We start from the raw sequence: 24,262 nt of genomic DNA, 5'->3' as shown, positions 1-24,262 counted from the left end.
GACAAGAAGAAGGGCGGTGCCAAGCGCCACTGCCAGACGACGGGGGGATCGTGGGGTTCTTGTGGTGCTCGGGGGGTTTTCCACCTGAATGCTCCTCCGTGGCTTGCTTACGCGGATGCATCCGGTATTCCATGCATTAAGGGGCTAATCAATGCCTTGACCCCGGTTTCCAAGGCTGGTAAAAGCGGCGCGTCGGACAGCCGCATGCCGGTATTCCGGCTTCGCACTTATTGGAGGCGATAGCGGAGCAGCGAAGCCCCACCTGCGGACATACACCTACACGCTTCCGCAATTCCAGCAAAAGGCGCATGCCATTCGCTGTCCGCTTCTGGACAGGGCGAAAAGACGCTGATCACCGGCCGGGGACGCCTTATCGGCGGCGGCCCGCCGGGGCCACGCCCGCCGGAGCCTCGCCGGCGCTCCGACGCCCGCGCTGACGCCCACTGCTCACGCTCGCCGAGATGCCGCCGGTGGACGGGGGGAGCGCCGCCGCGAGACGGTCCTCTGACTCGCCTTCGTCACCGCCGCCCGCACCCGTCCCGAGCCGCGTCAGCCGGCGGTCAGGGTCCGGGTCTCGCCGACGGCCAGGTCCCACAGGTCGGTGCGGTCGCGTCCGGCGGCGATCCACGCGGCGCGGGTCTCCTGGACCGGGGCCATCAGCGGCTCGCCGGACAGGACGAAGGTCCCCCAGTGCATGGTCGCCATCCGCCGCGCGCCGACGTCCTGGCACGCCTGGACGGCCTCGGCCGGGTCGACGTGGGTGACGTGCATGAACCAGCGCGGCTCGTACGCGCCGACCGGCATGAGGGCCAGGTCGATGCCGGGGTAGCGCTCGCCGATCTGCTTGAAGCGGTCCCCGTAGGCGGTGTCGCCGGCGAAGTAGATCCGCTGCCGCGGCGAGGTCAGCACCCAGCCGCCCCACAGCGACTTGCAGGTGTCGAACAGCGTCCTGCGGCTCCAGTGGTGCGCCGGCACGAAGTCGAAGCTCACCTCGCCGATCTGGGCGCTCTCCCACCAGTCCAGCTCGGTGACGTTGGTGAACCCTCTCTTGGTGAACCAGCTCGCGAGGTTGGCGGGGACGAACACCGGTGTGTGGCGGGGCAGGCGGCGCATCGTCGGAGCGTCGAGGTGGTCGTAGTGGTTGTGGCTGATCACGACGGCGTCCACCGGCGGCAGGTCGCTCCAGGCGAGCCCGGGCGGGGTGAGCCGCTGGCGCACGCCGGGGATCTTGCGCGACCACACGGGGTCGGTCAGCACGGTCAGCCCGCCGATGCGCAGCACGTAGGTCGCGTGGCCGACCCAGGTGACGGCCGCGTCCTGCGCGGCGACAGGCGGCAGGCCGGCCCGCAGGACCGGGATCTGGTCGACGTCGCCGATGTCCGGCCGCAGCCCGCCGTGCCAGGTGACGCTGACGATCTCCCGGAAGTCGGGCAGCGGGCAGGTCAGCCGGTCCTTGAAGTCGGCCGGGAACCGGCGCGGCGCGGCCGGCCCGCCGGGCGGCGTCGCGGGCTCGTGGGACGGGGCCGGGCCCGGGCGCGTGGCGGGCTCGTAGGACGGGGTGACGGGCGGACGCGTCCCCGGGCCCGGGGACGAGGGCGCGCGCCCGGAGAGCGTCGCGGAGGCGGCCGGCTCCGGGGACGAAGGGGCACGTCCGGGCGACGGCGTGGCGAGCGGGAGCGGCGTGCCGGGCTCACTCGGCTGAACGACCGGGGAGACCTCAGGACTGACGGTTTGCGACATTCGACCCTCCTGTTCGTCACCGAGTGGAGGCGGGTTGTTTCCAGTTGGGGATCACCACTCTGCTGTCATGATCCCCCGTGGGCGGAAAACATGCCTCAGCCGACGGAGGTATCCGTCATGTCCTCCCTGATGCCGACATGGTGGTCGAAAATCTGCTGCTCACCGCAGGTGTGTCGTCCAGTAACGTTCCCGCCTGCGCGGGCTTCCTCCCCGATCTGTCATCTACTGACATTCCCGCCGAAGCGGGATTCCTCTCACTCCAGGGTGCGCCTTCGCCATCGGGCCGGGCGCCTCGGGTAGCCGCCCTCGTCCAGATCGGCGAGCCGCTCGAACGGATTCCACGAGGCGTAGTGGCCGCAGACGACCAGGGAGAACCCGGCCGCCAGCACGTACAGCAGCAGCATGGGCAGGCCGACGCAGAAGGCGTACTGGGTGGCGTGCCGCGCCTCGTGCCGGAGCAGGGCGCCGGTCAGACAGCCCTCCTCCTGGGCCGTCACCACGACATTGCCCACGGTGAAGGCCCCCGCGACCGGGAAGCGGATGCGGTACCCGTGCGCGTACAACAGGCCGTGCTCGCCACGCCGCACCCGGGCCCGCCCGGCCACGGCGATGAGCAACCCGAGCGGCGTCGACAGGTTGACGTAGTTGACGACCTGCCTTGCCCGGTGCCGACCGCGCATGCCTCGATTGTCGCTCAGCCGCCCGGACGGTGGTAGCGGCCCTCGTGGAACAGCAGCGGCGCGACGTCCCGGGGCAGGTCCGCAGAGACGACGCCGCCGACCACGATGGAATGGTCGCCCGCCTCGTGCACGGCCGTCGTCCGGCACTCCAGCGTCGCGATGGCGCTGTCGAACAGGGCCAGTCCGAGCGAGCCGCGCCGGTGGGACCAGCGGTGGAGCTGCCGTTCGAGCGTGAGGCCGCGGGTGGCGAAGGCCCGCGAGGCGTCCTCCCCGTCCTGGCCGAGAATCGAGATGCCGAAAACCCCCGCATCCAGCACGGCGGCGTGGAATCTGGCGATCTTCTCGACGCAGATCAGCACCAGCAGGGGTTCCAGGGAGACCGAAGAGAAGGAGTTGACCGTCATGGCGTGGTCGACACCGCCGGACAGCGTGGTGGCGATGGCGACGCCGGTGGCGAAGCGGCCGGTGACCTTGCGGAAGACCTCTTGATCGAGACGGTTCTCCGCGGGTCCCTGATGCACGCTGGCCAGCTTATGCGGACATACCATCCGAGATGTTCATGGGGCGCGCGTTGCCACCGCCGAACGGCCCCGGGCGCAGCAGCCAGGAGCCCGGTGAGGGGATCATCAGGACGGCGACCACCAGGGCGATGGCCCCGCCGCCGAGATACCAGTAGCCGGCCGGCGTGGCCGCCACGATGAGATCGCCCTCGGGCTGCTTGATCGCGAAGACCAGCGCGATGAGCATCCACCCCATGCCGGTGACGAAGGCGCTCAGCTTGGTGCCCATCAGCCGCCCCGCTCCGTACAGCAGACCGAACAGGATCAGCGACAGGACGATCGGGACAGGCGGCACGAGATCGCCGATGCCCCATGAGTGCTGCAGGCCGGACACCACGCCGTAGACGGCACCGAGCACGAACAGCATGCCGTAGGCGGCGCCGGTGACCACGGCACTGGGCTCGGCCTCCGGCGGGTACTCCTCCCGCCACCTCTCGGTCCAGGACTCAGCCGCCTGCGGCCACTCCCCCTGCGCCGCGACCCCACCGACGGGCCCTTGCCCGCCGGGAGGAACCCACGCTCCCTCGGGCCCACCAGCGGGAACGTGGGCATCTCCCGGACCGCCGCCTGGCACGCCGGGCGTGCCGGGGCCGTCGGGGACGGGGTGGGGAGTGTCGCCCCCTGGGCGGTCGCCCGCACGCGCCACGTCGGCCTCAGCCTGATCACCGGACCGCAGGACGTCGGCCTCGGCCCGGTCGCCGGGGCGGCGGGCATCGGCCCTGGCCTGGCGCGATGGGTCGGCCTTGTCCTGCTCTTCGTCCATGTTCCGAAGGCTAGCCGATGCCCGCGAAGAGATCGTCTTCGCGGTCGCCCGGCTCGCCGAGCCCGCCCTCCTCCTCCGGCAGCGCCTGCCCCGCCGGGCCGCTGACGCCGGCCTTGAGGATGTAGTGCTCGACGCCGAGCGCTCCCTCGCCGGCCTTCTGGGACACCACGAACCACGGCGCGGTGAGGTCGATCTGGGAGCGGTGGGCCCGCATGGCCGCCAGCTTGGCCGGGCCGTACGCCCGGGCGTCGATCACCGTGGTGATCTCGGAGTCCGCGGACCCGAAGGGGATGTCCTCCACATCGTCGGCGAAGAACTCGACGCCGGCCTCGCGCATCGCCTCGCCGACCTTGCGCAGGGACGACTTGGACATGGCCGTGATGTAGAACTTCGCGACCTGCCAGGGCTCGCCCTCGCCGAAGGAGGCGTCGGCGGCCAGCTCGAAGGCCCGCCAGGCGACGCGGTGAGCCTGGATGTGGTCAGGGTGGCCGTAGAAGCCGTTCTCGTCGTAGGTCACCAGCACCTGCGGCCGGACCTCGCGGATGGTCTTCACCAGTTCGCCGGCCGCCTCGTCGAGATCGGCACGCCAGAAACAGGAGGGGTTGTCGTTGGTGGGCTCGCCCATCATGCCGGAGTCGCGCCAGCGGCCGGCGCCGCCGAGGAAACGGTGGTCTTCGACGCCCAGCGCCTTGCAGGCGGCCTCGAGCTCGCCGATGCGGTGCTCGCCAAGCCGGTCTTCCTTGCCGGCGGCGAGATGGGCCAGATCGGGCACGACGATCTCGCCCTCTTCGCCGAGGGTGCAGGTGACCAAGGTGACATGGGCGCCCTCGGCGGCGTACTTCGCCATCGTGGCGCCCGTGCCGCTGGTCTCGTCATCGGGGTGGGCGTGCACGAGCAGCAATCGACAATCTGTCATGCCCGAAGGCTAGCCAACTCGACCGACAGAACGGCGATGCCCTGAGCCCACCTGGCAGGATGAGGGCATGAGTGAGAGCTTTCCCCGTCTTTACGCAAGGACCCGCCGTTTCACGCTGGGAGCGCCCCGTGGGTTCACGATCTCCCCTGACGGCGGCCGTGTCGCCTTCCTGCGCAGCCGGTCGGGCACCGACCCCGTGACGTGCCTGTGGGAGCTCGACCTCACCTCCCGCGCCGAGCGCCTGGTGGTGGACCCCGCCGACCTCGGCGCCGCCGACGAGGACCTGCCGGCCGAGGAGCGGGCCCGGCGCGAGCGGGCCAGGGAGCAGGCGGGCGGCGTCGTCGCCTACGCCACCGACGCCGCCGTGACCTCGGCGGCGTTCGCGCTGTCCGGCGGGCTCTACCTCGCCGACCTGCCGTCGGGCACGGTGCGCCGGCTCGAAACCCCCGGGCCGGTGATCGACCCGCGCCTGTCCCCCGACGGCTCCACGGTCGCGTACGTGACCGGCGGTGCGCTGCACGTGCAGGAGGTCGCCACCGGCGCCGACCGCGCGCTGGCCGCGCCCGAGGCCGAGAACGTCACCTACGGCCTGGCCGAGTTCATCGCCGCCGAGGAGCTCGACCGCATGCGCGGCCACTGGTGGTCGCCTGACGGCACGGCGCTGCTGGCCGAACGCGCCGACGAGTCGCCCGTCCAGGTGTGGCACATCGCCGATCCGGCAAACCCCGGCCGCACCCCCACCGCCGTCGCCTATCCCGCCGCCGGCACGGCGAACGCGACGGTGGAGCTGGTGATCCTCGGGCTGGACGGCTCGCGCGTGCCCGTCCCGTTCGAGGACGAGTACCTGGTGAACGCCTCCTGGGACCGCTACGGGCCGTCGATCGTCACCATGCCCCGCGACCAGAAGGCGATCAGGCTCTGGTCCGTCGACCCGGCCACCGGAGCGGCCACGCTCGTGCGCGAGGACACCGACGAGGCGTGGGTGGACGTCGTCGGCGGGGTCCCCGCGCGGCTGGGGGACGGCACGCTGGTGTGGGTGGCCGACGCCGACGGCGGACGGCGCCTGATCGTCGGCGACGCCCCGGTGACCCCGCCGACCCTGCAGGTGCGGGACGTGCTCGGCGTCGACGGCGACACCGTGCTGTTCCGCGCGAGCGGCGACCCGACCGAGATCCACCTGTGGACGTGGTCGGCCGGCGCGATCACCCCGCTCACCGCCGAGCCCGGCGTGCACAACGGCCGGCTCACCGCGGGCACCCTGCTCATCGCCTCCCAGACCCTGGACGGTCCGGGCACCACGGTCCAGGTCCGGCGCGGCGAGCAGCGCCTGCACATCGCCTCGCTGGCCGAGCGTCCCCGGCTGGAGCCGCGCGTCTCGCTGGTGCGCACGGGTGAGCGCGACCTGGCCACCGCCGTCCTGTTGCCCAGCGGGCACGTGCCCGGCTCGCGGCGGCTGCCCGTCCTCATGGACCCCTACGGCGGGCCGCACGCGCAGCGCGTCATGGCCAACGGCCGCATCTTCCTGGAGCCGCAGTGGTTCGCCGACCAGGGCTTCGCGGTGATCGTGGCCGACGGCCGCGGCACGCCGGGCCGCGGGCCGGCGTTCGAGCGCGAGATCCTGCACAACGTGCCGGGCCCGGTGCTGGAAGACCAGGTGGACGCGCTGCACGGCGCCGCCCGGCTCTACCCCGACGACCTGGACCTGGACCGGGTCGCCATCAAGGGCTGGTCGTTCGGCGGCTACCTGGCGGCGCTGGCCGTGCTGCGCCGCCCTGATGTGTTCCACGCGGCCATCGCCGGCGCCCCGGTCACCGACTGGAGCCTGTACGACACCGCCTACACCGAGCGGTACCTCGGCCACCCCGCCGAGCGGCCGGAGGTGTACGAGCAGACCTCGCTGATGCCCGACGCCGAGAAGCTGTCCCGGCCGCTGCTGCTCATCCACGGCCTGGCCGACGACAACGTGGTGGCGGCCCACACGCTGCGCCTGTCGTCGGCGCTGCTGGCCGCGGGGCGTCCGCACGTCGTGCTGCCGCTGTCGGGCGTCACGCACATGACCCCGCAGGAGGTCGTCGCGGAGAACCTCCTGCACCTCCAGGTCGACTTCCTCAAGAAGTCCCTGGGCGCCTGACCCCGTGGCCGCCGGGCAGGCCCTCCCCCGGAAAGGGGGCCTGCCCGGCGGAATCCCTCCGGTCTCCGGAGGGAGTGACGCACCGGCGTCACGACGACTCCGGCGATGAACGTTTCGCCCGCCGTGGATGGTGACCGGGCGCGCGTCCGTACTCAAAACCGCAGCTAGCACGCCGGGAGATGGATCCCTCCCGCGGAGTGACGTGCCCTTACTTTGTTGACTAACCCAATTTAATCGGCTTAGCTCCCCCCGCGCCTCCGACTTCGCAGGGAAAGGGGTACAGGCCACATGAAGCTGAAGCGGTTGCTGTCGGCCGGCGGAGCGCTGGCCGCCGTATGTTCGGCCTCGGTCCTGCTGCCGCCGCACGCGTCGGCCGCGGCGGGATGCCGGGTGTCCTACGCCATCACCGCGCAGTGGGGCTACGGGTTCAGCGCGGACGTCACGATCACCAACCTGGGCGATCCCATCTCCGGCTGGCAGCTGAAGTGGTCCTTCGACGCCGGCCAGACCGTCACCCAGGGATGGAACGCCTCCATCACCCAGAGCGGCAGCGACGTGACCGCCTCCAGCGTCTCCTACAACGGGTCACTGGCCACCGGGGCCTCCACCGCCTTCGGCTTCAACGGAACCTCGACCGGTTCCAACCCCATCCCCGCGGCCTTCACCCTCAACGGCACCGCCTGCACCGGCTCGCCCACCACCCCGACCCCGACGCCCACCCCCACGCCGACACCCACGCCCAGCCCCACACCGACGCCGACGCCGACGCCCACCCCGACACCCACCCCGACGCCGACGCCCACACCCACGCCCACGCCGGCCGGTCAGCCGACCGTGGCGTCGGACGGCACCGGGAAGTACCGGACCGTGCAGGCGGCCATCAACGCCGTCCCGTCGAACAACACCAGCAGGGTCACCATCACCATCAAGCCCGGCACCTACCGTGAGATCGTCACGGTGAACAAGCCGTACGTCACCCTGCAGGGCCTGGGCTCCTCGCCCGCGAACACCGTGATCGTGAACAACCGGTCGGCGGCCGGCAGCGGCGGCACGTTCAGCAGCTACACCGCCATCGTGTCCGCCCGCGACTTCACCGCGACCAACCTGACCGTCTCCAACGACTACACCGAGAACGGCAGCACGGTCGACCAGCAGGCCGTCGCGTTGCGCCTGGACTCCGACCGCACGACCCTGACGAACGTCCGGCTGCTCGGCGACCAGGACACCCTGCTGGTCAACGACTCCGCCCGCGCGTACGTCAGAGGCTCCTACGTCGAGGGCACGGTCGACTTCATCTTCGGCGGCGGCACCGCCGTGTTCGACAACTGCGACATCTACGAGAAGCGCAGCACCGGCGGTCCGCTCACCGCGGCCCGCACCGCGGCCTCCAAGACCTACGGCCTGCTGATCTACAAGTCCCGGATCACCGGCGCCACCGGCAACACCACCAACCTGGGACGGCCCTGGGGTCCCGACGCCCAGGTGCTCTACCGGGAGTCCTCGCTCAGCGCGACCATCAAGACCTCGCAGCCCTGGACCGACATGTCCGGCAACTCATGGAAGAACGCGCGGTTCCTCGAATACCGGAACACCGGCGCGGGGGCCGGGACGAACTCCAACCGTCCCCAGCTCGCCGACTCCCAGGCGGCCAACTACACCCCGCAGCGGTATCTCGCCGGATCCGACGGCTGGAACCCCATCGGCTGACCGGAGAACCCGCGGACGGCTCCCGGCGGGGCGGCGGGCATCGCCGCGCCGGGCAGGAGATCACCCGGTGACCGGACCGCCCCCGGTCACCGGGCCCCGCCCGGCTCGGCGGGCTGGCGGGAGGCGCCGTGCCAGCTCTCCCAGAGGGCGGCGTAGGCGCCCTGCGCGGCGACGAGCTCATCGTGGGAGCCCAGCTCGCTGACGCGGCCGTCCTCGACGACGGCGACGCGGTCGGCGTCGTGCGCCGTGTACAGCCGGTGGGCGATGGCGATCACGGTGCGGCCCGCGAGGACGGCGGCGAGCGAGCGTTCCAGGTGGCGGGCGGCGCGCGGGTCGATCAGCGAGGTGGCCTCGTCCAGCACCAGCGTGTGCGGGTCGGCGAGCACCAGCCGGGCGAGCGCGACCTGCTGGGCCTGCGCGGGCGACACCGTGACGCCGCCGGAGCCCACGGCGGTGTCCAGGCCATCCGGCAGCGCCCGCACCCATTCGAGGGCGTCCACCGCCGAGAGCGCCTCCTCGACGGCCTCGTCGCCGGCGTCCGGTCGTCCGATGAGCACGTTGTCGCGCAGCGTGCCGCGGAACACGTGGTGCTCCTGGGTGACCAGGGCGACGTGCCCGCGCAGCTCGTCCAGCGGAAGCTCGACCAGGGGGACGCCGCCGACCCGCACCGAACCGGTGCGCGGGCCGTGGATGCCGGCGAGCAGGCGGCCCAGCGTGGACTTGCCCGCGCCGGACGGGCCCACCATGGCCAGCCGCTCCCCGGGGGCCACCTGCAGCGAGACGCCGTGCAGCACGTCGTGGCCCTCGCGGTAGGCGTACCGGACGTCCTGGGCGGCCAGCCGTTCGCCCTCGGGACGCGCGGCGCCGGCGCTGCGGTCGTCGGGGACGTTCGCCACGCCGAGCAGCCGGGCCATGGACGCCCCGCCGACCTGGAGCTCGTCCACCCAGGACAGCAGCCGGTCGAGCGGGTCGATGAGCTGCTGGACGTACAGGGTGGCCGCGGTCACCTGGGCCAGGTCGACCCACCCGCGCAGGTAGAACAGGCCGCCTGCCAGCAGCGTGGCCACGATGGGCAGCACGTAGCCGAACTCGACGGTGGGGAACCACACCGTGCGCAGGCCCAGTGTGTACCGTTCGGCGGCCCACGACCGCGCGATGTCGCGGTCGGTGCGCTCGTGGCGGCGGCGCTGCAGGCCGAACGCCTCGACCGTCCGCGCGCCCTCCACGGTCTCGGTCAGGCCCTCGGTGATCTCGGCGTACGCGGCGTTCTCGCGCAGGTAGCCGTCCCTGGCCCGCTTGAGGTACCACCGGGTGGAGTACCACAGCAGGGGCACGGCGACCAGCGACGGCAGCACCAGCAGCGGCCCGACCAGTGCGAGGGCGCCGATCACGAACGCCCCGGCGACCACGGCGATCAGCGTCTCGGGGACGGCGTGGCGCACGGTGCGCGACAGCGCGTCGACGTCGCGCGACGTCCGGGTGATCAGGTCGCCGGAGCCGGCGCGCTCCACCGTGGACAGCGGCAGGGCCAGGACGCGGTCGACGAACTCCTCGCGCAGCTCGGCCAGGACCTTCTCGCCCAGCTTGGCCGAGGCGTAGACGGCGTAGCGGATCAGCACGGCCTGCAGGACGACGAACCCGGCGATGGCCAGCGCGATCGCGTCGATGTCGGCGCCCGTGCCGGCGCGCACGTCCTCGACCAGCTCGCCGAGGAACCGGGGCCCGGCGAGCCCGGCGACGGCGGCCAGGCCGTGCAGGCCCAGGGCCAGCGCCAGCCGGCCGGGGTACTTCAGCGTCAGCCGCCGCGCGTAGGCCCGCACCTGGGCCTGGTCGGCGACGGGCAGGATCTGTCTCTGGGCGCTCACGTCAGCTCTCCCCGCGGGTCACGGTCGCGGCGTACTCGGGGTCGGATGCCAGCAGGAAGCGGTGGGAACCCTCGGCGCGCACGCGTCCGTCCTCCAGGAAGATCACGGTGTCCGCCCGGTCGAGCACAAGCGGGCTGGTGGTGCAGACCAGCGTCGTGCGGCCCAGGCGGGTCTCGCCGAGCCTCTCGGCGACGCGGGCCTCGGTGTGGGCGTCCACGGCGCTGGTCGGGTCGACCAGGATGAGCACCTCGGGGTCGGCGAGCAGGGCGCGGGCCAGGCGCAGCCGCTGCTGCTGACCGCCGGAGAACTCGCGCCCGGCCTCGGCGACGTGCGAGTCCAGACCGTCGGGCAGGGCGTCGACGATGTCCTCGGCGCAGGCGACGTGCAGGGCCGCGCGCATCTCGTCCTGCGAGCCGCGGCCGGCGACGTCGAGCTGGTCGCGCAGGCGCCCGCTGAACAGCCGCGCCGCGTTGTCGGCCACCAGGATGCGGCGGCGGACCTCCTCGGTGGCCAGGTCGCCCAGGGGAACGCCGCCGAAGGTGACGTCGGCCGCGACGTAGTGGCCGAGCCGCTCCGCCACGGCGATGACGTCCTCGGGGACCGCGCCGGCCAGGGCGGTGAACCGGCCGGCGCGCAGCACCACGCCCGAGGCGGCGTCCACCAGGTCGCCCCCCTCGGCGGTGGCCGTGCCGGCTCCCGCGACCTCGGGCTCAAGTGACAGGATGCGGACGACCCTGCGGGCGGCGACGTGCCCCTTGGTCATCTTGTCGGCGGCCTCGGTGAGCGTGCGCAGCGGGCCCACCAGGAACAGCGCGTAGCCGTAGAAGGCGACGAGCTGGCCCACCGTGATCGTGCCGTCGAGGGCGTAGTGGGCGCCGCGCCAGGTGACGAAGGCGATGAGCATGCCGGGCAGCAGAACCTGGGCGCCGTCCATGGCGGAGTCGACCGAGGCCACGCGCACCCCGGCCTCGCGCACCCCCTGGGACTCCTCGCGGTAGCGGCCGGCGAACACGGCCTCGCCGCCGATGCCGCGCAGCACCCGCAGGCCGGCGACGATGTCGGAGGCCCGGGTCGCCAGGTCGCCCTGCAGGTCGCGCTGGCGGTGCTGCCTGCGGTGCAGCGGCCGGAGCAGTGGGGCGAGCGCCACGGCCATCAGCGGCACGCCGACCAGGACGATGAGGCCGAGCTGCGGGGAGGTGACCAGGAGGATGATCGTCACCGCGCCGATCGCGACGACGGCGCCGACGCCGCGCAGCAGGATGTCCACGGTGTTGCCGATGTGGGCGATGTCGGAGTTGCCGACGCTGATCACCTCGCCGGTGGACAGCAGCTTCGGCAGGGTGGGGCCGAGCCGGGTGGCCTGGCGGACGGTGACCTGCACCGTGCGGTAGGCGGCGGCCAGCCAGTTGTAGACGGCCATGCGGTGGCGCATCACTCCGCCGAAGGCGGTGAGGACGCCGAGGCCGAGCAGTATGGCCGACCAGCGGACCAGGCCGCCGGTGTCGTCGGCGGTGAGGCTGTCGATGGCCTTGCCCAGCGTCAGCGGGACCAGGGCCTGGCTGAGCCACCACAGGATCGCGTAGCCCACGCCGACGCACACGGGGCCCGCCTGCCCACGCGCCACCCACCACAGGTACCGGATCGGACTGCGGGCATCGGGAACGCCGGGATCGGCGACGGGAAGGGAGCGCATGGCCTTTCCAGGCTTCCAGCCGGGGACCCCGCTCGGCAATCGATTTTCCGGCCGTCTTGCGGGGCCACCAGCCAAAACCCTGCACCGTCCCCGATACGCGCAATAGATCTTCCACTTTTCGGCAGGTCGTCAACCACTGTTGACACGCCACACCCTGTCAACCTATATTGACGGCTATGAGCGATACGGCACAGCTGGCCTCCGACGCCGGCAGCCGCGATCCGTCCGTCGGCCTGCGTGCCGTGCGGGCGCTGCGGATTCTGGTCGAGCGGCTCGAGGCACTCCAGGTCGACAACGCCCGCGAACAGGGCTGGACCTGGCAGGAGATCGCGGTCCTGCTCGGCGTCACCAGGCAGGCGGTCCACAAGAAGTACGCGGGCGGCCGCGGACTGCTAAGACGGGAGAAATGAGATGTTCGAACGGTTCCATGCCGACGCCCGGCAGGCCGTGGTCCGCGCCCAGCACGAGGCCACCGTCCTCCACCACGACAAGATCGGAACCGAGCACGTCCTGCTCGGGCTGCTCGCCCAGACCGGCTCGGTCACCGCGCGGGTACTGGCCCGCCACGGTCTCGACCACGACACGGCGGGCGACGCGGTGGCCCGCGTCCTGGGGTCGCACACCGGCGACGGCAGGGACGACATCGACGCCGACGCGCTGGAGTCGATCGGCATCGACCTCGACGCGATACGCCAGAAGGTCGAGGCCGCCTTCGGCCCCGGAGCCCTGGACCGCGACCGGAAGCGCCCCACACGGCGCCTGGGCGGGCACATCCCCTTCAGCCCACGGGCCAAGAAAGTGCTCGAACTGTCGCTGCGCGAGGCCATCAACCTGGGCCACAACTACATCGGCGACGGCCACATCCTCCTCGGCCTGCTCCGCGAGGGCGACGGCCTGGCCGCCCGCGTCATAGCCGACGCCGGCATCGACTTCACCGCCCTGCGCCAGGAGATCCGCGCCGAACTCAACTGAACGCCACCGCCGCCTGTGAACGCCACCGCCGCCTGCCCCTCATCGCACCTCGCCGGCTCGACGCGACGGTGGCCGGACGGCCTCGAGGGCCTGGGGGGTTCGGCCGGCGGGCGGGCGGAGGAAAGCGAGGGGGCGGGACAAGAAGGTGATGGCCACGATTCTCGCCGTCACGTGATTCGGCGTTCTCGTCATTCGTGGCTTCGACGCCTGCCGTCGCCGTCGTCCGGGAGCCGGAAACTTCGTCCGGATGTCAGATGTCCCGGGAATCGCGCGATGCGCTGGTTCGGCGGAGGCTTGAGGAAAGAGGTCCGGTTCGCGGTCGCCATCGCCGCGGTGAATCGATTTTCGTTTTTATCGAAGGGTCGCTCTAGGTCATCTGCGGTTCAGACGGTCTCTCAGTCCCAGGTGGTTCCGGCGGCGCGGGAGTAACCGTCCCAGGTGGTGCCCGCGGTGCGCGAGAAAGAGTCCCAGGTCGTGCCGGCGGAACGGGCGGCGGTGGCGGCGGAGAAAACGGTGGCGGTCATTTCGAATCTCTTTTCTCTGAGTTGTTCTGTTCTGTCCTTGTGAGAACAACTCTCCGGCATCGCGAGCCCCCGGAACAGACGATTCAGCGGCAGCAAACTGCACCGCGTTGACCACTTCCTGCCACCCCGCGGGCGGCCCAGGGCTTCGGGGGCGGCGGCGTCCCGCCACGACGCGGAGGCCGCCGCCGGCCTCCAGCCCCACCCTTGCCTAATCTATCGACATTCGATAGATTCCCATCGTAACTCGATGGGAGGACGGGTCATGGGAAAGTTGGCGGTGCGCGCGCTTCGCGCCGTGCTCGCGGTGCTGCTCGCAGGCACCGTGCTGGTGCAGGTAGGGATGGTGTGGGCCTTGGCCACCGACCCGGAGGAGGGGTCGCTCCCGCTGACCCCGCTGCGCGTGATCGCGATCCTGGGCATGGTGTCGGTCCAGGTCACCCTGGTCTGCGTATGGCGGCTGCTGGCGATGGTGCGACGCGGAACCGTGTTCTCCCACGCCGCCTTCCGGTACGTGGACGCCGTGATCGGCGCCATCGTGGCGGCCGCCCTCCTGTGGTTCGCGGTCACGGCCATCAACGCGCCGGGCCAGCGGGACGACCCGGGCGTCACCGTCATCATGGGCGGCGTCGGCCTGGCCATCCTGGGGGTCGCGCTCATCGTGCTCGTGCTGCGGATGCTGCTCGCCCAGGCCGTCGCGCGCGACGTCGAAGCGGCGCGGATGCAGGCCGAGCTGGACGAGGTGATCTGATGCCGATCGCCGTCGACATCGACGTGATGCTGGCCAAGCGGAAGATGTCGGTGGGCGAACTCGCCGACCGCGTCGGGATCACCCCCGCCAACCTGGCGGTACTGAAGAACGGCCGCGCCAAGGCGGTGCGCTTCACCACGCTCGCCGCCCTCTGCGAGGTGCTCGAGTGCCAGCCGGGCGACCTGCTGCGCTGGGAGGCCGAGGACGCCGCGGGCGGATGACCTGCCCGGGATCAGCCGGCGGCGAGCATGCCGGTCACGGGGGTGAGGTCGCCGGTCCACGAGACCTCGTCCAGCCGCGCCGCCGCCTCCTCCGGCAGGTCGAGGGCGAACCCGGCCATACTGCCCTCCAGGTGGGCGACGGTACGCGGACCGATGATCACCGATGTCACCCCGGCGCGCGCCCGCACCCAGGCGAGCGCGACGGCGGCCGACGTGGCGCCGAGTTCGTCCGCCACCTTCCCCACCTCGGCGGCGACGGCGAGCGTCCGCGGGTTCAGCAGGTCGTCGGCCCAGGCACGCCCCGCGGCGCCGGGGAAGGCCAGCAACCGGCCGATCCGGCTGTCGCGGTCGGGCGCGGTCCCGCCGGCGTACCGGCCGGTCAGGACGCCGCCGCCGAGCGGCGACCACACCAGGGCGCCCAGTCCGTGCCGCTCGCAGGCGGGCAGGATCTCGGCCTCGATGACCCGCCTGATCAGGGAGTACTGGGGCTGGAGACTGACCAGCGGCGTTCCCCCGACCCGCTGGGCCGCCCACTGCGCCTCCACGATCTGGGCGGCCGTGAAGTTGGAGCACCCGATGTACCTGACCTTGCCCGAGCGGACGAAGCCGTCCAGCGTGGCCATGGTCTCCTCGATCGGCGTGTCGGCGTCCCAGGCGTGGCACTGGTAGAGGTCGACGTAGTCGGTGCCGAGCCGGCGCAGGCCGGCCTCCAGCGCCCTGGTGAGGTGGACGCGTGACAGCCCCCGGTCGTTGGGGCCGGGTCCCTGCGGGAAGAACGCCTTGGTGGCGATGACGACCGAGTCGCGCCTGCCTTTGACGGCCCGGCCGACGATCTCCTCGGACTGTCCGCCCGAGTAGTTGCCGGCCGTGTCGATGAAGGTGCCGCCGGCGTCCACGAAGGCGTCGACGATGCGGGCCGCCTCCCTCTCGTCGCAGCTCGCCACCCCTGTGTCGCCGAAGTTCATGGTCCCCAGGCAGGCCCGGGAGACCTTCAGGCCCGAACGGCCCATCGTCGTGTACGTCGTCATCCGTGCTCTCCGACTTCCCCGCGAGGGCTAGGATCGGAACAGTTGTTCCGCTTACGGTCGGCCACCATACGGAACACTTGTTCCGGATGTCAACGAGATGGCGGTGGAGCGGAGATGACCGAGGACGCGGCCGGCAGGCCCCTGCGCGCGGACGCGCGGCGCAACCGCGCGCGCGTGCTGGAGGCCGCCGAGACGGTGCTGGCCCGCGACGGGCTGTCGGCCTCCATGCGAGCCGTCGCCGAGGAGGCCGGAGTGGGGCTCGGCACCATCTACCGGCACTTTCCGACCCAGGAAGCCCTCTACCAGGCGATCATCGCCGACCGGCTGCGCAAGCTCGTCACCGAAGGGGAGACCCTGCTCGCCGCCGGCGACATCGCGCGGGCGTTCTTCGGGTTCCTGACCCGCATCGTCGAGGTGTCGGCGGAGAAGCGGACGCTGTCGGACGCGCTCACCGGCGCGGGCGTCGACGTCAAGGACGGCACGTCCGACATCGCCCGCGACATGCGCGCCCTCATCGAGACCATGCTGACCCGCGCCCAGCGGGAGGGCGCCGTCCGCGACGACCTGCGCATGCCCGAGCTCCTCGCCCTCCTGGCCGCCGCGTGCACGGCCGTGGAACGCGGCCAGTGGCAGGCCCACGTGGCCCCCCGGGCCCTCGCGGTCCTGTTCGACGGCTTCCGCCCGCGCGTACGGCGGGATGTCCCGGAGGGCGAACAGGGCGCGCACCCGGAGCCGTAGAGGCCGTGCGCGTGCGCTGCGCCGGTGGGCGGGGTGAGAGATCTGTGGAGCGGAAGCAGGCGCGGCGCCGCCCTGGAAGTGGCGTCGCCCTCGAGGTGGCGTCGCCCTCGAGGTGGCGTCGAATGTGCTGCGCTCGAATATCCGAGGCCCGGTATTTCCCCGCGGGCCGGGAAATCGGATGCCGCCGGCGCGGCGGCGCTGACCGCGCGTGCGATGCTTATCGGGGTTCTCCGCTTTCGTTCCGCCGGGCGGAGGGCGGTTCCATTGTCTTTCCGTGCGCCCGCGTCGTCGTTCCGGGATTGTTCTGGCTTTCGGTTCCTCTGTGGATTGTCCTCGGCTCCGCCGGTCAGTCCCAGGTGGTGCCGGCGGCGCGGGAGTGACCGTCCCAGGTGGTGCCCGCGGTGCGCGAGAACGCGTCCCAGGTGGTGCCGGCGGAACGGGCCGAGAAAGCGGTGCCGGTCATTTCTCTGTCTCTTTTCTGGAGGGCTTGTCGTTCGTCCTTGCACGAACAACTCTCCGGCATTCCAAGCCCTCGATACAGACAATCTGGCGGCAGCAAGCTGCGCGCCCGCGACCACTTCCTGCCACGCTCCGCGCCATATCACCTCTCCACACCCATGCCGCGCGAGTAGAGACGCCGGCCCACCGGCCGTACAGGCGCGGCGAGCGCCCGCACGACGGCGAGATGGCCCCTCCGACTACCCGGGCGTGGGACGGCGAAACGCGGGCGGGCTCAGGGCAGCAGCAGGACGCGGCCGCGGTGCGCCCGTTCCTCCAGCAGCCGGTGCGCCGCGGACGCCTCGGTCAGCGGCAGCCGGGCGTGGACGACGGCGCGCAACCGCCCGGCCGTGAAGTGACCGGCGAGTTCCTCCATCTCCTCGCGTGCCCGCACCGGGTCGGCCGCCCGCCAGGCCAGCAGGGAGAATCCCGTGACGGATCGCAGCGCGAACAGACCGGCGACCGGGATCTCCGACAGCTCACGGCTCGCGGCCCCGTAGACGACGAGCCGGCCGAAGGGCGCCAGCAGGTCGAGGCCGCTGCGCAGGACACCGCCGCCGACGGAGTCGAGCACGACGTCCACGCCGTCGGGCGCCGCCTTCCGCACCTGGTCGGGCCAGGTGTCGTCGGTGTAGTCGATGGCGACGTCGGCGCCCTGCTCGCGGACGAACTCCAGCTTGTCCGGCGAGCCCGCGGTGCCGATGACCCGTCCCGCGCCGAGCAGCCTGGCGAGTTGGACGGCCAGATGCCCGATGCCGCCCGCGGCGGCGTGCACCAGCACGGTCTCGCCGGGCGCGAGCCGGCCGGCGCGCAGGACGCGCAGCGCAACCGGGGCGGCCATGGGCAGCACGCTCGCCGCGCCGTTATCGAGCCCCGGAGGCACCTCGGCGAGCCACCGGGCGTCCGTCACGACGTGGTCGGCGAACGCGTCCTCGGCCACCAGTGCGGCGACGCGGCGTCCCACGAGTCCGGGGTCGACGCCGGGGCCGACGGCCTCGACGGTGCCCACGACATCGCCGGTGAGCAGGCCGGGCAGGGGACGCTGGAAAGGGGACCCGGCGGCCGGGCCGCGGCGGAACACGGTGTCCACGAAGTTCGCCCCGACGGCCTCGGCCCGGATGAGCACCTGCTCGGCGCCGGGAACGGGGACCTCCACCTCCTCCATGGTCAGGACCTCGGGGCCGCCGTGCTCGTAGTAGCGGATTCGGCGCATGAAGCACTCCTGGGAGTCGCGATGAACTGGACTGCCGGTCAAGTTAACACCGAAGTGGACCGTTGGTCCAGTTGTCCGTTCAGCGAAGGAAGGGCGCCGAGCGGGACCGGCTCGGGCGCGAGCCGCCAGGATGTCCGGCGGAGAAAGCCGGGATGCGACGATCGGGATCCGGGCGAAGCCGCCGGCACGTCCGGACGAGGGGCTGGAGCCTGAACGGAAGAGGAGCCGATGACCGACGGCCGTCATGAGCGCGCCGACGCCGCGCGCAACCGGCGCGCGATTCTGCGGGCGACCGAGGAACTGCTGACGCGCCGCCGGCCCGAGCAGATCACCATCGAGCAGGTGGCCGCCGCGGCCGGCGTCGGCAAGGGGACGGTGTTCCACCGGTTCGGCAACCGCATGGGCTTGATGGTGGCGCTGATGCAGGAACGCGCCCTGGCCCTGCGTGAGGCGGTGCAGAACGACCCGCCGCCCCTGGGGCCGGGGGCGCCGCCGCGTGAGCGGCTGCTCGCCTTCATGGACGCCGTCGTCGAGGTCGCCGGACGCAACAAGGGGCTGCTGGCCGCACTCGGGCACGCGGTCAGCGCGACGCCGAAGCCGGAGGAGACGCAGCGGCGAGAGGACCACCCGGTCTACCGGTTCTGGCACGGACACGTCAGCGCGCTGATCGCCGCGGAGCGGCCCGATCTGGACGCCGAGCTCCTGGCGCACCTGCTGCTCGCCGGCCTGCACAGCGATCCGGTGCTGCAACTGCTGGAGAGGGGCGAGGCCGCGCGCCTGGCCGAGTCCCTGCGCGCCCTGGCCGACGCCTTGCTGCTCTCCCCCCCACGGCCCTGACCCGGCGGTGACCGGTCCCATGCCGCACATGGCGCCACGGTTCACCTCGTGCGTCGGCTGATGCCTTTTGGGCGTGCTCGAACGCCGAGGGAGGCGAGGGGGGGATCTCATGGAGTACGCCGGCCGGACCGGTGGGATTACCACGGCGGTGGCGCTGACACCCGCAGGCTTCGTTGGTGTCCTGCTCGGCCGATGGCGTCGAGGGCGGCGATCGCGCGCCCGACGTTCTCTGTCGGCCGGATGGTGCTCTTCAGATCGGTCTTTCGTCGATGGTTCGTGCGGTCGGATTCAATTCGTCGTCGTTGGATTCAATTCGATGTCGCCGGATTCAACTCGATGTCGCCGGATCGGGCTTTCTGGTTTTCAGTCCCAGGTGGTGCCGGCGGCGCGGGAGTAACCGTCCCAGGTGGTGCCCGCGGCGCGGGAGAAGGAGTCCCAGGTGGTGCCGGCGGAACGGGTGGCGGTGGCGGAGAAAACAGTGGCGGTCATTTCGAATCTCTTTTCTCTGAGTTGTTCTGTTCTGTCCTTGTGAGAACAACTCTCCGGCATTCCGCGCCCTCGGAACAGACGAAACGGCGACAGCAAGCTGCACGCCCCTGACCACTTCCTGCCACGGTTCGCACGCGACGGCTATGCACGACATATTCCCAGGTCAGCGATGGTGTGAGGAGTGCCGGGCGGCGGCCGTGCGGGTGGCTTTCCGACGGGCGTGCCGCGGATGCGGCGGCGGTCCGCTCGATAGGGTGGACCCGTCCGCCCGCCACGGGACCCGCTCGGCGGCCGGCCGCGGATCAGCGAGGCGTTCGCGGCCGCCGGAAGACGCCGGCCGGGAGGGCGTGACCGCTACCGCGGCTTTCCTCGAAGCACGAATACGAATGCCACGCGGTATCCGGGAAACGGGACCGAACACCGAATCTCATTGGCGCCTTAAATGTGTGCCACGTCGGGAACGGGCTCCGCGGACATTCGCCTGACGACCGAGCGCCACATGACGAGTTGCAGCACGCCGAGGACCACGGCGAAGAGCATCAGGGTCCACATTCCGACCTGCTGGGCGACCGTGCCCGCCAGCCAGGGGAACACGGCTCCGCCCATGAGCGACACGCCGTTCGTGACCCCGATGACCGTGGGCACCAGGCGCGCGGCGGTCAGCCTCGGCACCATCGCCATGATCGTGGGGAAGATCGGCCCGAGGAAGAAGCCGAGCAGGACGAACCCGGCGGCGGCCACGGCGGGCACCGGCGCCAGCCAGGTCAGCACGGCGGACGCCGTGACGCCGGTCAGGCACGCGTAGAGCATGCCGGCGGGCCCGAGCCCGACGCGGGCGGCGGCAGGGCTGATGAGGAACCGGCCCAGCGTGAGGCCCAGCCAGTACCCACTGATCGTGTACCCGGCCATCAGGCTCGGCTGCGCCTGCTCCTCGACGAGGTAGGTGAACCCCCAGTTGCCCACACCGAGCTCCAGGCCGACGTAGACGGCCAGGAGCGCGGACGCCAGCAGCACCGCGGGCGATCGCAGGGCACTGACCAGCAGCCCGCGCCCGCCCGGCTCCGCCCCTTGGGAAGCGGCCGAGCCGGTACCCGGGGCCTGGACGCCGCCGCCGGCGGCCGAGCCGGAATCCACGGCCTGGAAGCCGTGGGCGACCGCCGAGCCCGCATCCGCGACGTGGGGGCTCAGATCACCGTGTGTCTCATCGCGTGGAGTCTCGTCACGAGCACTCCGGCCGCGGCGGGCCGGGACGTCGTCCCTGGGGTAGATCGCGAGGAAGCCGGCCAGCAACGGCAGGGCGAGCAGGGCCAGCGCCAGCCACACGGCCGTCCACGGCGCAAGGGTGAGGATCCACGCGGCCAGCAGCGGCCCGAGCAGCGCCCCGACGCCGAAGAAGGCGTGCAGGCGGTTCAGCAGCGTCGTGGCCCTGGGCAGCCTGGTGAGGTAGGTGTTGAGCGCCGCCTCCAGGATGCCGATGCCGTATCCCGCGACCACCTGCACCGCCACGAGCGCCACGAACGGCGGGAGGGTCGCCGTGTACAGCGCGGCCAGCACGGACGCGCCGCAGCCCACGGCGAGGGTCATGCGGATGCCGAGACGCTGGATCAGCGCGCCGGCCGTGGTCCCGGCGAGCATGAAGCCGGCGGAGAAGGTGAAGAACGTGATCCCGATCGTGGCGTTGTCCACGCGGTAGTCGGCGATCTGCGATGGCAGCAGTACGCCCCCGACGCCGGCGCTGACGCCGACGTACACGAAGGCGACGTACGCCAGCACGACCGACGCTCGGCGCGTGCCGCGAGGCATGGCCACGAATCCCCCAGATGACAGCACTCGGCGCGGACAGCCCCGGACGACCGCGCAGGTCGCGGACGCGGTTGGTGCCATCGGCGGATGAATCGAGGCCACCAGGGGGGATGAAGCGGTGCAATGCTACCGAATCACCCCGGACAGGCACAGCACACCAAGGCGCCCTTCACCAGATGCCGAGGTTCGCCGGGGCGCTGCCCCTGCCTTCGCCGGATGGGATCCTTCGCCCGCTCTCGGCGGTCTTTTCCGGCGCCGGGTCGGCGAGAGGGGGGACGGTGAATCCGGCGCCGCTGTACGGCGGGCGACCCGGTACACGTCCGCGGTCACCGCACTCGGTGAGGCGCGGGAAGCCCTGGAGGCCCCGGAGAGCGGAGGGTGGCGTGTGGCCCGGAGAGCGGGTCAGCCGTCCTGGATCGGATCCCGGAAAAGAACCTGCGAAATATCAGGATGAAAGGCCGGGGATCGCGGGAAATGTGCTGCGCTTTCAACGTTTCCTCCGGCGACTCCGTCAGGCCCGCTAGGCGGAGGGTGACGATTCGGGTCGGCCGGGTCGTGCTGTTCATCTCTCAGCGGGGCGTTCCGCCGTCTTGATCGGACGTTACTCGGTGGTTGGTAATTCTTCTCTCGAACTAGGTTTCTCAGTCCCAGGTGGTGCCGGCGGCGCGGGAGTAACCGTCCCAGGTGGTGCCCGCGGTGCGCGAGTACGAGTCCCAGGTGGTGCCGGCGGAACGGGTGGCGGTGGCGGCGGAGAAAGCGGTGGAGGTCATTTCGTTTCTCTTTTCTGGAGGGCTTTCGTGTTCGTCCTTACACGAACAACTCTCCGCCATCGCAAGCCCCGGGAACAGGCAATCCGACGGCAGCAAGCTGCACGCCCGTGACCGCTTCCTGCCACCGCGAGCACGTCGTGCCGACCTCGCGTGCTCACCGCCCAGGACACCGGCGGCACGCCGCCGAAGGACTCCGTGGCACGCTCGCCACCCTCGGCCTGCGCGGCCGTGACCACACGGCGTCCAGGCAGGTGTGCCTCGGGCACAGGAGAAGAAGATGCCTGACGGAAGACGTGGAAAGACGCGGAAGAACGGAGAGAGACGAGGAGAGGCGGGGAGGAGCCGGGTGTGTCGCCGGGCCGCGGTGCGGCGGTCCGGTCCGGCGGGCGGTGGACGCGCAGGGCGCCGGCCTGTCATCGGAGCTCGTCCCGGAAATCGGGGAATGTGCGGCGCGAATCGTCTTCGTCGTCCCGCCGATCCGATGGGACCGGTGATCGGGGACGGGGCCCTCACGGGCGGGTCGGTCTGTTATCTCTTTTCACTTGCGCCGGTTCCGGAGACGGATCTCCAGGAAGTATCGGCTTCGGGTCGCGAAACAACGGGATGGAATTCGCCGTGAGGATTTTCTCAGCCTAGTCCCAGGTGGTGCCGGCGGCGCGGGAGTAACCGTCCCAGGTGGTGCCCGCGGTGCGCGAGTACGAGTCCCAGGTGGTGCCGGCGGAACGGGTGACGGTGGCGGCGGAGAACGCGGTGGCGGTCATTTCGTGTCTCTTTTCTGGAGGGCTTTTGTTCGTGTCCTTGCACAAACAACTCTCCGGCACGGCAAGCCCTCAGAACAGACAATTCGACGGCAGCAAGCTGCACGCCTCTGACCGCTTCCTGCCACCCTCTGCTCGCACTTCCCCCGGCCCGACGGCCAGACCACGCGGAGACACCGCCCCGCCCGGCCTCACCCCCGCTCTGACCTGGGACGATGCACCACCACCTGGTCGCCGCCGGCCGGGTACACCATGACCAGAATGTGCTGCGGCGTCCACGCCTCCCAGTCGGGTTCGCGGTAGTGCACCCGCACGCGGTAGTGGCCCTTGCCGCGGAACGCGAGGTTGGGCAGGTCGCTCTCCCCGCTCATCGGGTCCATGAGCCTGATGTCGCCGGTCGGGCTGTCGTACCCGACCTCCACCACGCGGTCCCATCCCCTACCCTCCACCGGAGGCCTCCTCCGGTAGGTCTCGGCGGTCAGGCAGATGTCGTAGTCGGAGTGGCTGAGCACCATGAGGTGCCCGGGCAGCGACGCGACCAGGCCGTCGCGTTGCGCGATGGTCAGCAGGTCGTCGTCGATGGAGGCCTCCGTCTCGGAGGACTCCAGGACCCCGTAGTCGGTCCACGTGCGCTCACGCGCGACGCGTACCGGTCGCACCAGGGGGCGGTGCCGGGAGGCGTCGCACACCTTCTGGTTCTTCGCATCCTCGGCTTGGTACTCCGCCTCCTCGGCGGCGCGCCTGGCCTCGCCGTCCGCGGCGGCCCGCGGGCAGATGGGCTCGATGTAGTACGGCATGACGTCTTTGCGTGGGTAGACCGCGCACATCGCGCGCCCGTAAGCGACCAGGTGGTGATCGGCCACGTCGTCCAGTCGTCCGGCCCCTCGGTACGCGCAGACGAACGCCCGCTCTCCCACCTCGGGCGTCGTCGACATGGTGCTCGGGGAACCGCACTGCTCCGCCGTGGTGACGACCCCCGCCTCGATGTCACGTGCGGGCACGAACGCCAGCACCCCGAACACCGTGCAGGCCGCCACCCCGCGCCGGAACCACCGGGCGCGCAGCGTCGTCCCCACCAGTCGGCGCACCCGGTGCCGGGGGACCCTGACCGCCGCCAGCACGCAGAGGGCCGCCACCGTCGGGGCCAGGTCGGGCAGGACCAATGCCTCCGCTCCCTGCGGGCCGCCCCAGCCGTCCAGGCAGGCGCGGTCGAACGCCATGTCCACCGCGAACCCCACCGGCGCGGTGCCGTACAGGGCCAGGAGCAGCACGCCGACGGCGCGCCCGCTCACTCTGCCCGCTCGCGGACGGCCCCATCGGATGGACGCCCAGTGCCCGAGCGCCGCGAGCACGACGAGCGGCGCACCGCTGTACCGCACGAGCGGCGCCCACGCCACCACCTCCCACGGCAACGACCCGTAGGAGAAGTACAGCTCCCGCCCTGGGCAGAAGGCCCACCAGCCCATCCACGCGAATCCGCCTGAGGAGAGAGTGAAGCCGTAGGCGACACCCGCGCCGCACGCCACCAGCGCGGCGGCCCACCATAAGCGCGATCTCCACTGCATGATCGCTCACCGTAGCGCCTCCTCCGACAGCCCCCTCAGCCCT

General features: G+C 71.6%; 23 protein-coding genes. 8 read left to right on the top strand and 15 right to left on the bottom strand.

Translation table 11 applies throughout. The features are described 5' to 3' along the window. Positions 1–549: 549 nt before the first annotated feature. The 5 genes from ABZU32_RS16715 to mshB all read right to left on the bottom strand — a co-directional run bounded on the left by ABZU32_RS16715 (position 550) and on the right by mshB (position 4,659). Positions 550–1,740: an MBL fold metallo-hydrolase gene (locus tag ABZU32_RS16715; RefSeq protein WP_354922934.1), complete on the bottom strand. Its 1,191-nt coding sequence runs from the start codon at positions 1,738–1,740 to the stop codon at positions 550–552. Between the two features lie 254 nt (positions 1,741–1,994). Next, a complete protein-coding gene (locus tag ABZU32_RS16710) occupies positions 1,995–2,420 on the bottom strand; it encodes a hypothetical protein (protein WP_354922931.1) in 426 nt (141 codons plus the stop codon). A gap of 14 nt (positions 2,421–2,434) precedes the next feature. Next, positions 2,435–2,941: a flavin reductase family protein gene (locus ABZU32_RS16705; RefSeq protein WP_354840332.1), complete on the bottom strand. Its 507-nt coding sequence runs from the start codon at positions 2,939–2,941 to the stop codon at positions 2,435–2,437. A 10-nt stretch (positions 2,942–2,951) separates the two neighbouring features. Further along, positions 2,952–3,743 (bottom strand): DUF6113 family protein, encoded by a 792-nt coding sequence (locus ABZU32_RS16700; protein WP_354922928.1) that lies wholly within the window; start codon positions 3,741–3,743, stop codon positions 2,952–2,954. Between the two features lie 10 nt (positions 3,744–3,753). Further along, positions 3,754–4,659 (bottom strand): N-acetyl-1-D-myo-inositol-2-amino-2-deoxy-alpha-D-glucopyranoside deacetylase, encoded by a 906-nt coding sequence (gene mshB, locus ABZU32_RS16695; protein WP_354922925.1) that lies wholly within the window; start codon positions 4,657–4,659, stop codon positions 3,754–3,756. Between the two features lie 67 nt (positions 4,660–4,726). On the opposite strand from mshB, the gene ABZU32_RS16690 reads away from it, so the two are divergent. Both ABZU32_RS16690 and ABZU32_RS16685 read left to right on the top strand, forming a co-directional pair. Then, positions 4,727–6,790 (top strand): prolyl oligopeptidase family serine peptidase, encoded by a 2,064-nt coding sequence (locus ABZU32_RS16690; protein WP_354922923.1) that lies wholly within the window; start codon positions 4,727–4,729, stop codon positions 6,788–6,790. A 288-nt stretch (positions 6,791–7,078) separates the two neighbouring features. Next, entirely contained in the window at positions 7,079–8,497 is a 1,419-nt protein-coding gene (locus ABZU32_RS16685) for a pectinesterase family protein (protein WP_354922920.1), read from the top strand. 86 nt (positions 8,498–8,583) lie between these two features. Here ABZU32_RS16685 and ABZU32_RS16680 read toward each other — a convergent pair whose 3' ends face one another. Further along, the gene (locus ABZU32_RS16680) at positions 8,584–10,362 is read right to left on the bottom strand and encodes an ABC transporter ATP-binding protein (RefSeq protein WP_354922917.1); all 1,779 of its coding nucleotides are present in this window, start codon (positions 10,360–10,362) and stop codon (positions 8,584–8,586) included. 1 nt (position 10,363) lies between these two features. After that, positions 10,364–12,055 carry an ABC transporter ATP-binding protein gene (locus ABZU32_RS16675; RefSeq protein WP_354922915.1) on the bottom strand — a complete coding sequence of 564 codons (1,692 nt, stop codon included), beginning with the start codon at positions 12,053–12,055 and terminating at the stop codon, positions 10,364–10,366. 176 nt (positions 12,056–12,231) lie between these two features. On the opposite strand from ABZU32_RS16675, the gene ABZU32_RS16670 reads away from it, so the two are divergent. Both ABZU32_RS16670 and ABZU32_RS16665 read left to right on the top strand, forming a co-directional pair. Then, entirely contained in the window at positions 12,232–12,465 is a 234-nt protein-coding gene (locus ABZU32_RS16670; RefSeq protein ID WP_354840311.1) for an RNA polymerase subunit sigma-70, read from the top strand. A 1-nt stretch (position 12,466) separates the two neighbouring features. Further along, positions 12,467–13,027: a Clp protease N-terminal domain-containing protein gene (locus ABZU32_RS16665; protein WP_354922912.1), complete on the top strand. Its 561-nt coding sequence runs from the start codon at positions 12,467–12,469 to the stop codon at positions 13,025–13,027. 395 nt (positions 13,028–13,422) lie between these two features. Here ABZU32_RS16665 and ABZU32_RS16660 read toward each other — a convergent pair whose 3' ends face one another. Further along, entirely contained in the window at positions 13,423–13,551 is a 129-nt protein-coding gene (locus tag ABZU32_RS16660; RefSeq protein WP_354840306.1) for a hypothetical protein, read from the bottom strand. A 262-nt stretch (positions 13,552–13,813) separates the two neighbouring features. Between ABZU32_RS16660 and ABZU32_RS16655 the strand changes: the two genes are divergently transcribed. Next, the gene (locus tag ABZU32_RS16655; protein ID WP_354922909.1) at positions 13,814–14,299 is read left to right on the top strand and encodes a DUF2975 domain-containing protein; all 486 of its coding nucleotides are present in this window, start codon (positions 13,814–13,816) and stop codon (positions 14,297–14,299) included. After that, positions 14,299–14,520 (top strand): helix-turn-helix transcriptional regulator, encoded by a 222-nt coding sequence (locus ABZU32_RS16650; RefSeq protein ID WP_354840300.1) that lies wholly within the window; start codon positions 14,299–14,301, stop codon positions 14,518–14,520. The genes ABZU32_RS16655 and ABZU32_RS16650 overlap by 1 nt, the downstream gene beginning before the upstream one ends. 11 nt (positions 14,521–14,531) lie before the next feature. On the opposite strand, the gene ABZU32_RS16645 is transcribed toward ABZU32_RS16650, so the two are convergent. After that, the gene (locus tag ABZU32_RS16645; RefSeq protein ID WP_354922906.1) at positions 14,532–15,548 is read right to left on the bottom strand and encodes an aldo/keto reductase; all 1,017 of its coding nucleotides are present in this window, start codon (positions 15,546–15,548) and stop codon (positions 14,532–14,534) included. 114 nt (positions 15,549–15,662) lie between these two features. Here ABZU32_RS16645 and ABZU32_RS16640 point away from each other — a divergent pair, with 114 nt between their 5' ends. Then, positions 15,663–16,286 (top strand): helix-turn-helix domain-containing protein, encoded by a 624-nt coding sequence (locus tag ABZU32_RS16640; RefSeq protein WP_354922903.1) that lies wholly within the window; start codon positions 15,663–15,665, stop codon positions 16,284–16,286. 733 nt (positions 16,287–17,019) lie between these two features. On the opposite strand, the gene ABZU32_RS16635 is transcribed toward ABZU32_RS16640, so the two are convergent. Further along, entirely contained in the window at positions 17,020–17,997 is a 978-nt protein-coding gene (locus ABZU32_RS16635; protein ID WP_354922900.1) for a zinc-binding dehydrogenase, read from the bottom strand. Between the two features lie 228 nt (positions 17,998–18,225). Here ABZU32_RS16635 and ABZU32_RS16630 point away from each other — a divergent pair, with 228 nt between their 5' ends. Further along, a complete protein-coding gene (locus tag ABZU32_RS16630) occupies positions 18,226–18,834 on the top strand; it encodes a TetR/AcrR family transcriptional regulator (protein WP_354922897.1) in 609 nt (202 codons plus the stop codon). A 363-nt stretch (positions 18,835–19,197) separates the two neighbouring features. Here the strand turns inward: ABZU32_RS16630 and ABZU32_RS16625 are convergent, their stop codons facing one another. From ABZU32_RS16625 to ABZU32_RS16605, 5 genes are all read right to left on the bottom strand, one after another. Further along, positions 19,198–19,323, bottom strand: coding sequence for a hypothetical protein (locus ABZU32_RS16625; RefSeq protein WP_354922895.1), 126 nt, complete (start codon positions 19,321–19,323; stop codon positions 19,198–19,200). A gap of 438 nt (positions 19,324–19,761) precedes the next feature. Further along, the gene (locus ABZU32_RS16620) at positions 19,762–21,126 is read right to left on the bottom strand and encodes an MFS transporter (RefSeq protein ID WP_354922892.1); all 1,365 of its coding nucleotides are present in this window, start codon (positions 21,124–21,126) and stop codon (positions 19,762–19,764) included. Positions 21,127–21,767: 641 nt separating this feature from the next. Then, positions 21,768–21,896: a hypothetical protein gene (locus ABZU32_RS16615; protein WP_354922889.1), complete on the bottom strand. Its 129-nt coding sequence runs from the start codon at positions 21,894–21,896 to the stop codon at positions 21,768–21,770. A 632-nt stretch (positions 21,897–22,528) separates the two neighbouring features. Beyond that, a complete protein-coding gene (locus ABZU32_RS16610; RefSeq protein WP_354840273.1) occupies positions 22,529–22,657 on the bottom strand; it encodes a hypothetical protein in 129 nt (42 codons plus the stop codon). A 188-nt stretch (positions 22,658–22,845) separates the two neighbouring features. Continuing rightward, a complete protein-coding gene (locus tag ABZU32_RS16605; protein WP_354922887.1) occupies positions 22,846–24,219 on the bottom strand; it encodes a hypothetical protein in 1,374 nt (457 codons plus the stop codon). Positions 24,220–24,262: the final 43 nt, after the last annotated feature.

Source organism: Sphaerisporangium sp. NPDC005288 (assembly GCF_040607475.1).
Classification (GTDB): Bacteria; Actinomycetota; Actinomycetes; order Streptosporangiales; family Streptosporangiaceae; genus Sphaerisporangium; species Sphaerisporangium rhizosphaerae.
The sequence above is the reverse complement of the archived record's forward strand: the minus strand, read 5'-3'. Positions and strand labels throughout refer to the sequence as shown.

Excerpts from the sequence above, each read along its gene's own strand:
- ABZU32_RS16690 (WP_354922923.1), top strand. The coding sequence starts at position 4,727 with ATGAGTGAGAGCTTTCCCCGTCTTTACGCAAGGACCCGCCGTTTCACG.
- ABZU32_RS16715 (WP_354922934.1), bottom strand. The coding sequence starts at position 1,740 with ATGTCGCAAACCGTCAGTCCTGAGGTCTCCCCGGTCGTTCAGCCGAGT.
- mshB (WP_354922925.1), bottom strand. The coding sequence starts at position 4,659 with ATGACAGATTGTCGATTGCTGCTCGTGCACGCCCACCCCGATGACGAG.
- ABZU32_RS16635 (WP_354922900.1), bottom strand. The coding sequence starts at position 17,997 with ATGCGCCGAATCCGCTACTACGAGCACGGCGGCCCCGAGGTCCTGACC.
- ABZU32_RS16670 (WP_354840311.1), top strand. The coding sequence starts at position 12,232 with ATGAGCGATACGGCACAGCTGGCCTCCGACGCCGGCAGCCGCGATCCG.
- ABZU32_RS16645 (WP_354922906.1), bottom strand. The coding sequence starts at position 15,548 with ATGACGACGTACACGACGATGGGCCGTTCGGGCCTGAAGGTCTCCCGG.
- ABZU32_RS16650 (WP_354840300.1), top strand. The coding sequence starts at position 14,299 with ATGCCGATCGCCGTCGACATCGACGTGATGCTGGCCAAGCGGAAGATG.
- ABZU32_RS16640 (WP_354922903.1), top strand. The coding sequence starts at position 15,663 with ATGACCGAGGACGCGGCCGGCAGGCCCCTGCGCGCGGACGCGCGGCGC.
- ABZU32_RS16660 (WP_354840306.1), bottom strand. The coding sequence starts at position 13,551 with ATGACCGCCACCGTTTTCTCCGCCGCCACCGCCGCCCGTTCCGCCGGC.
- ABZU32_RS16700 (WP_354922928.1), bottom strand. The coding sequence starts at position 3,743 with ATGGACGAAGAGCAGGACAAGGCCGACCCATCGCGCCAGGCCAGGGCC.
- ABZU32_RS16610 (WP_354840273.1), bottom strand. The coding sequence starts at position 22,657 with ATGACCGCCACCGCGTTCTCCGCCGCCACCGTCACCCGTTCCGCCGGC.
- ABZU32_RS16615 (WP_354922889.1), bottom strand. The coding sequence starts at position 21,896 with ATGACCTCCACCGCTTTCTCCGCCGCCACCGCCACCCGTTCCGCCGGC.
- ABZU32_RS16685 (WP_354922920.1), top strand. The coding sequence starts at position 7,079 with ATGAAGCTGAAGCGGTTGCTGTCGGCCGGCGGAGCGCTGGCCGCCGTA.
- ABZU32_RS16625 (WP_354922895.1), bottom strand. The coding sequence starts at position 19,323 with ATGACCGCCACTGTTTTCTCCGCCACCGCCACCCGTTCCGCCGGCACC.
- ABZU32_RS16620 (WP_354922892.1), bottom strand. The coding sequence starts at position 21,126 with ATGCCTCGCGGCACGCGCCGAGCGTCGGTCGTGCTGGCGTACGTCGCC.
- ABZU32_RS16675 (WP_354922915.1), bottom strand. The coding sequence starts at position 12,055 with ATGCGCTCCCTTCCCGTCGCCGATCCCGGCGTTCCCGATGCCCGCAGT.
- ABZU32_RS16605 (WP_354922887.1), bottom strand. The coding sequence starts at position 24,219 with ATGCAGTGGAGATCGCGCTTATGGTGGGCCGCCGCGCTGGTGGCGTGC.
- ABZU32_RS16665 (WP_354922912.1), top strand. The coding sequence starts at position 12,467 with ATGTTCGAACGGTTCCATGCCGACGCCCGGCAGGCCGTGGTCCGCGCC.
- ABZU32_RS16630 (WP_354922897.1), top strand. The coding sequence starts at position 18,226 with ATGACCGACGGCCGTCATGAGCGCGCCGACGCCGCGCGCAACCGGCGC.
- ABZU32_RS16710 (WP_354922931.1), bottom strand. The coding sequence starts at position 2,420 with ATGCGCGGTCGGCACCGGGCAAGGCAGGTCGTCAACTACGTCAACCTG.
- ABZU32_RS16655 (WP_354922909.1), top strand. The coding sequence starts at position 13,814 with ATGGGAAAGTTGGCGGTGCGCGCGCTTCGCGCCGTGCTCGCGGTGCTG.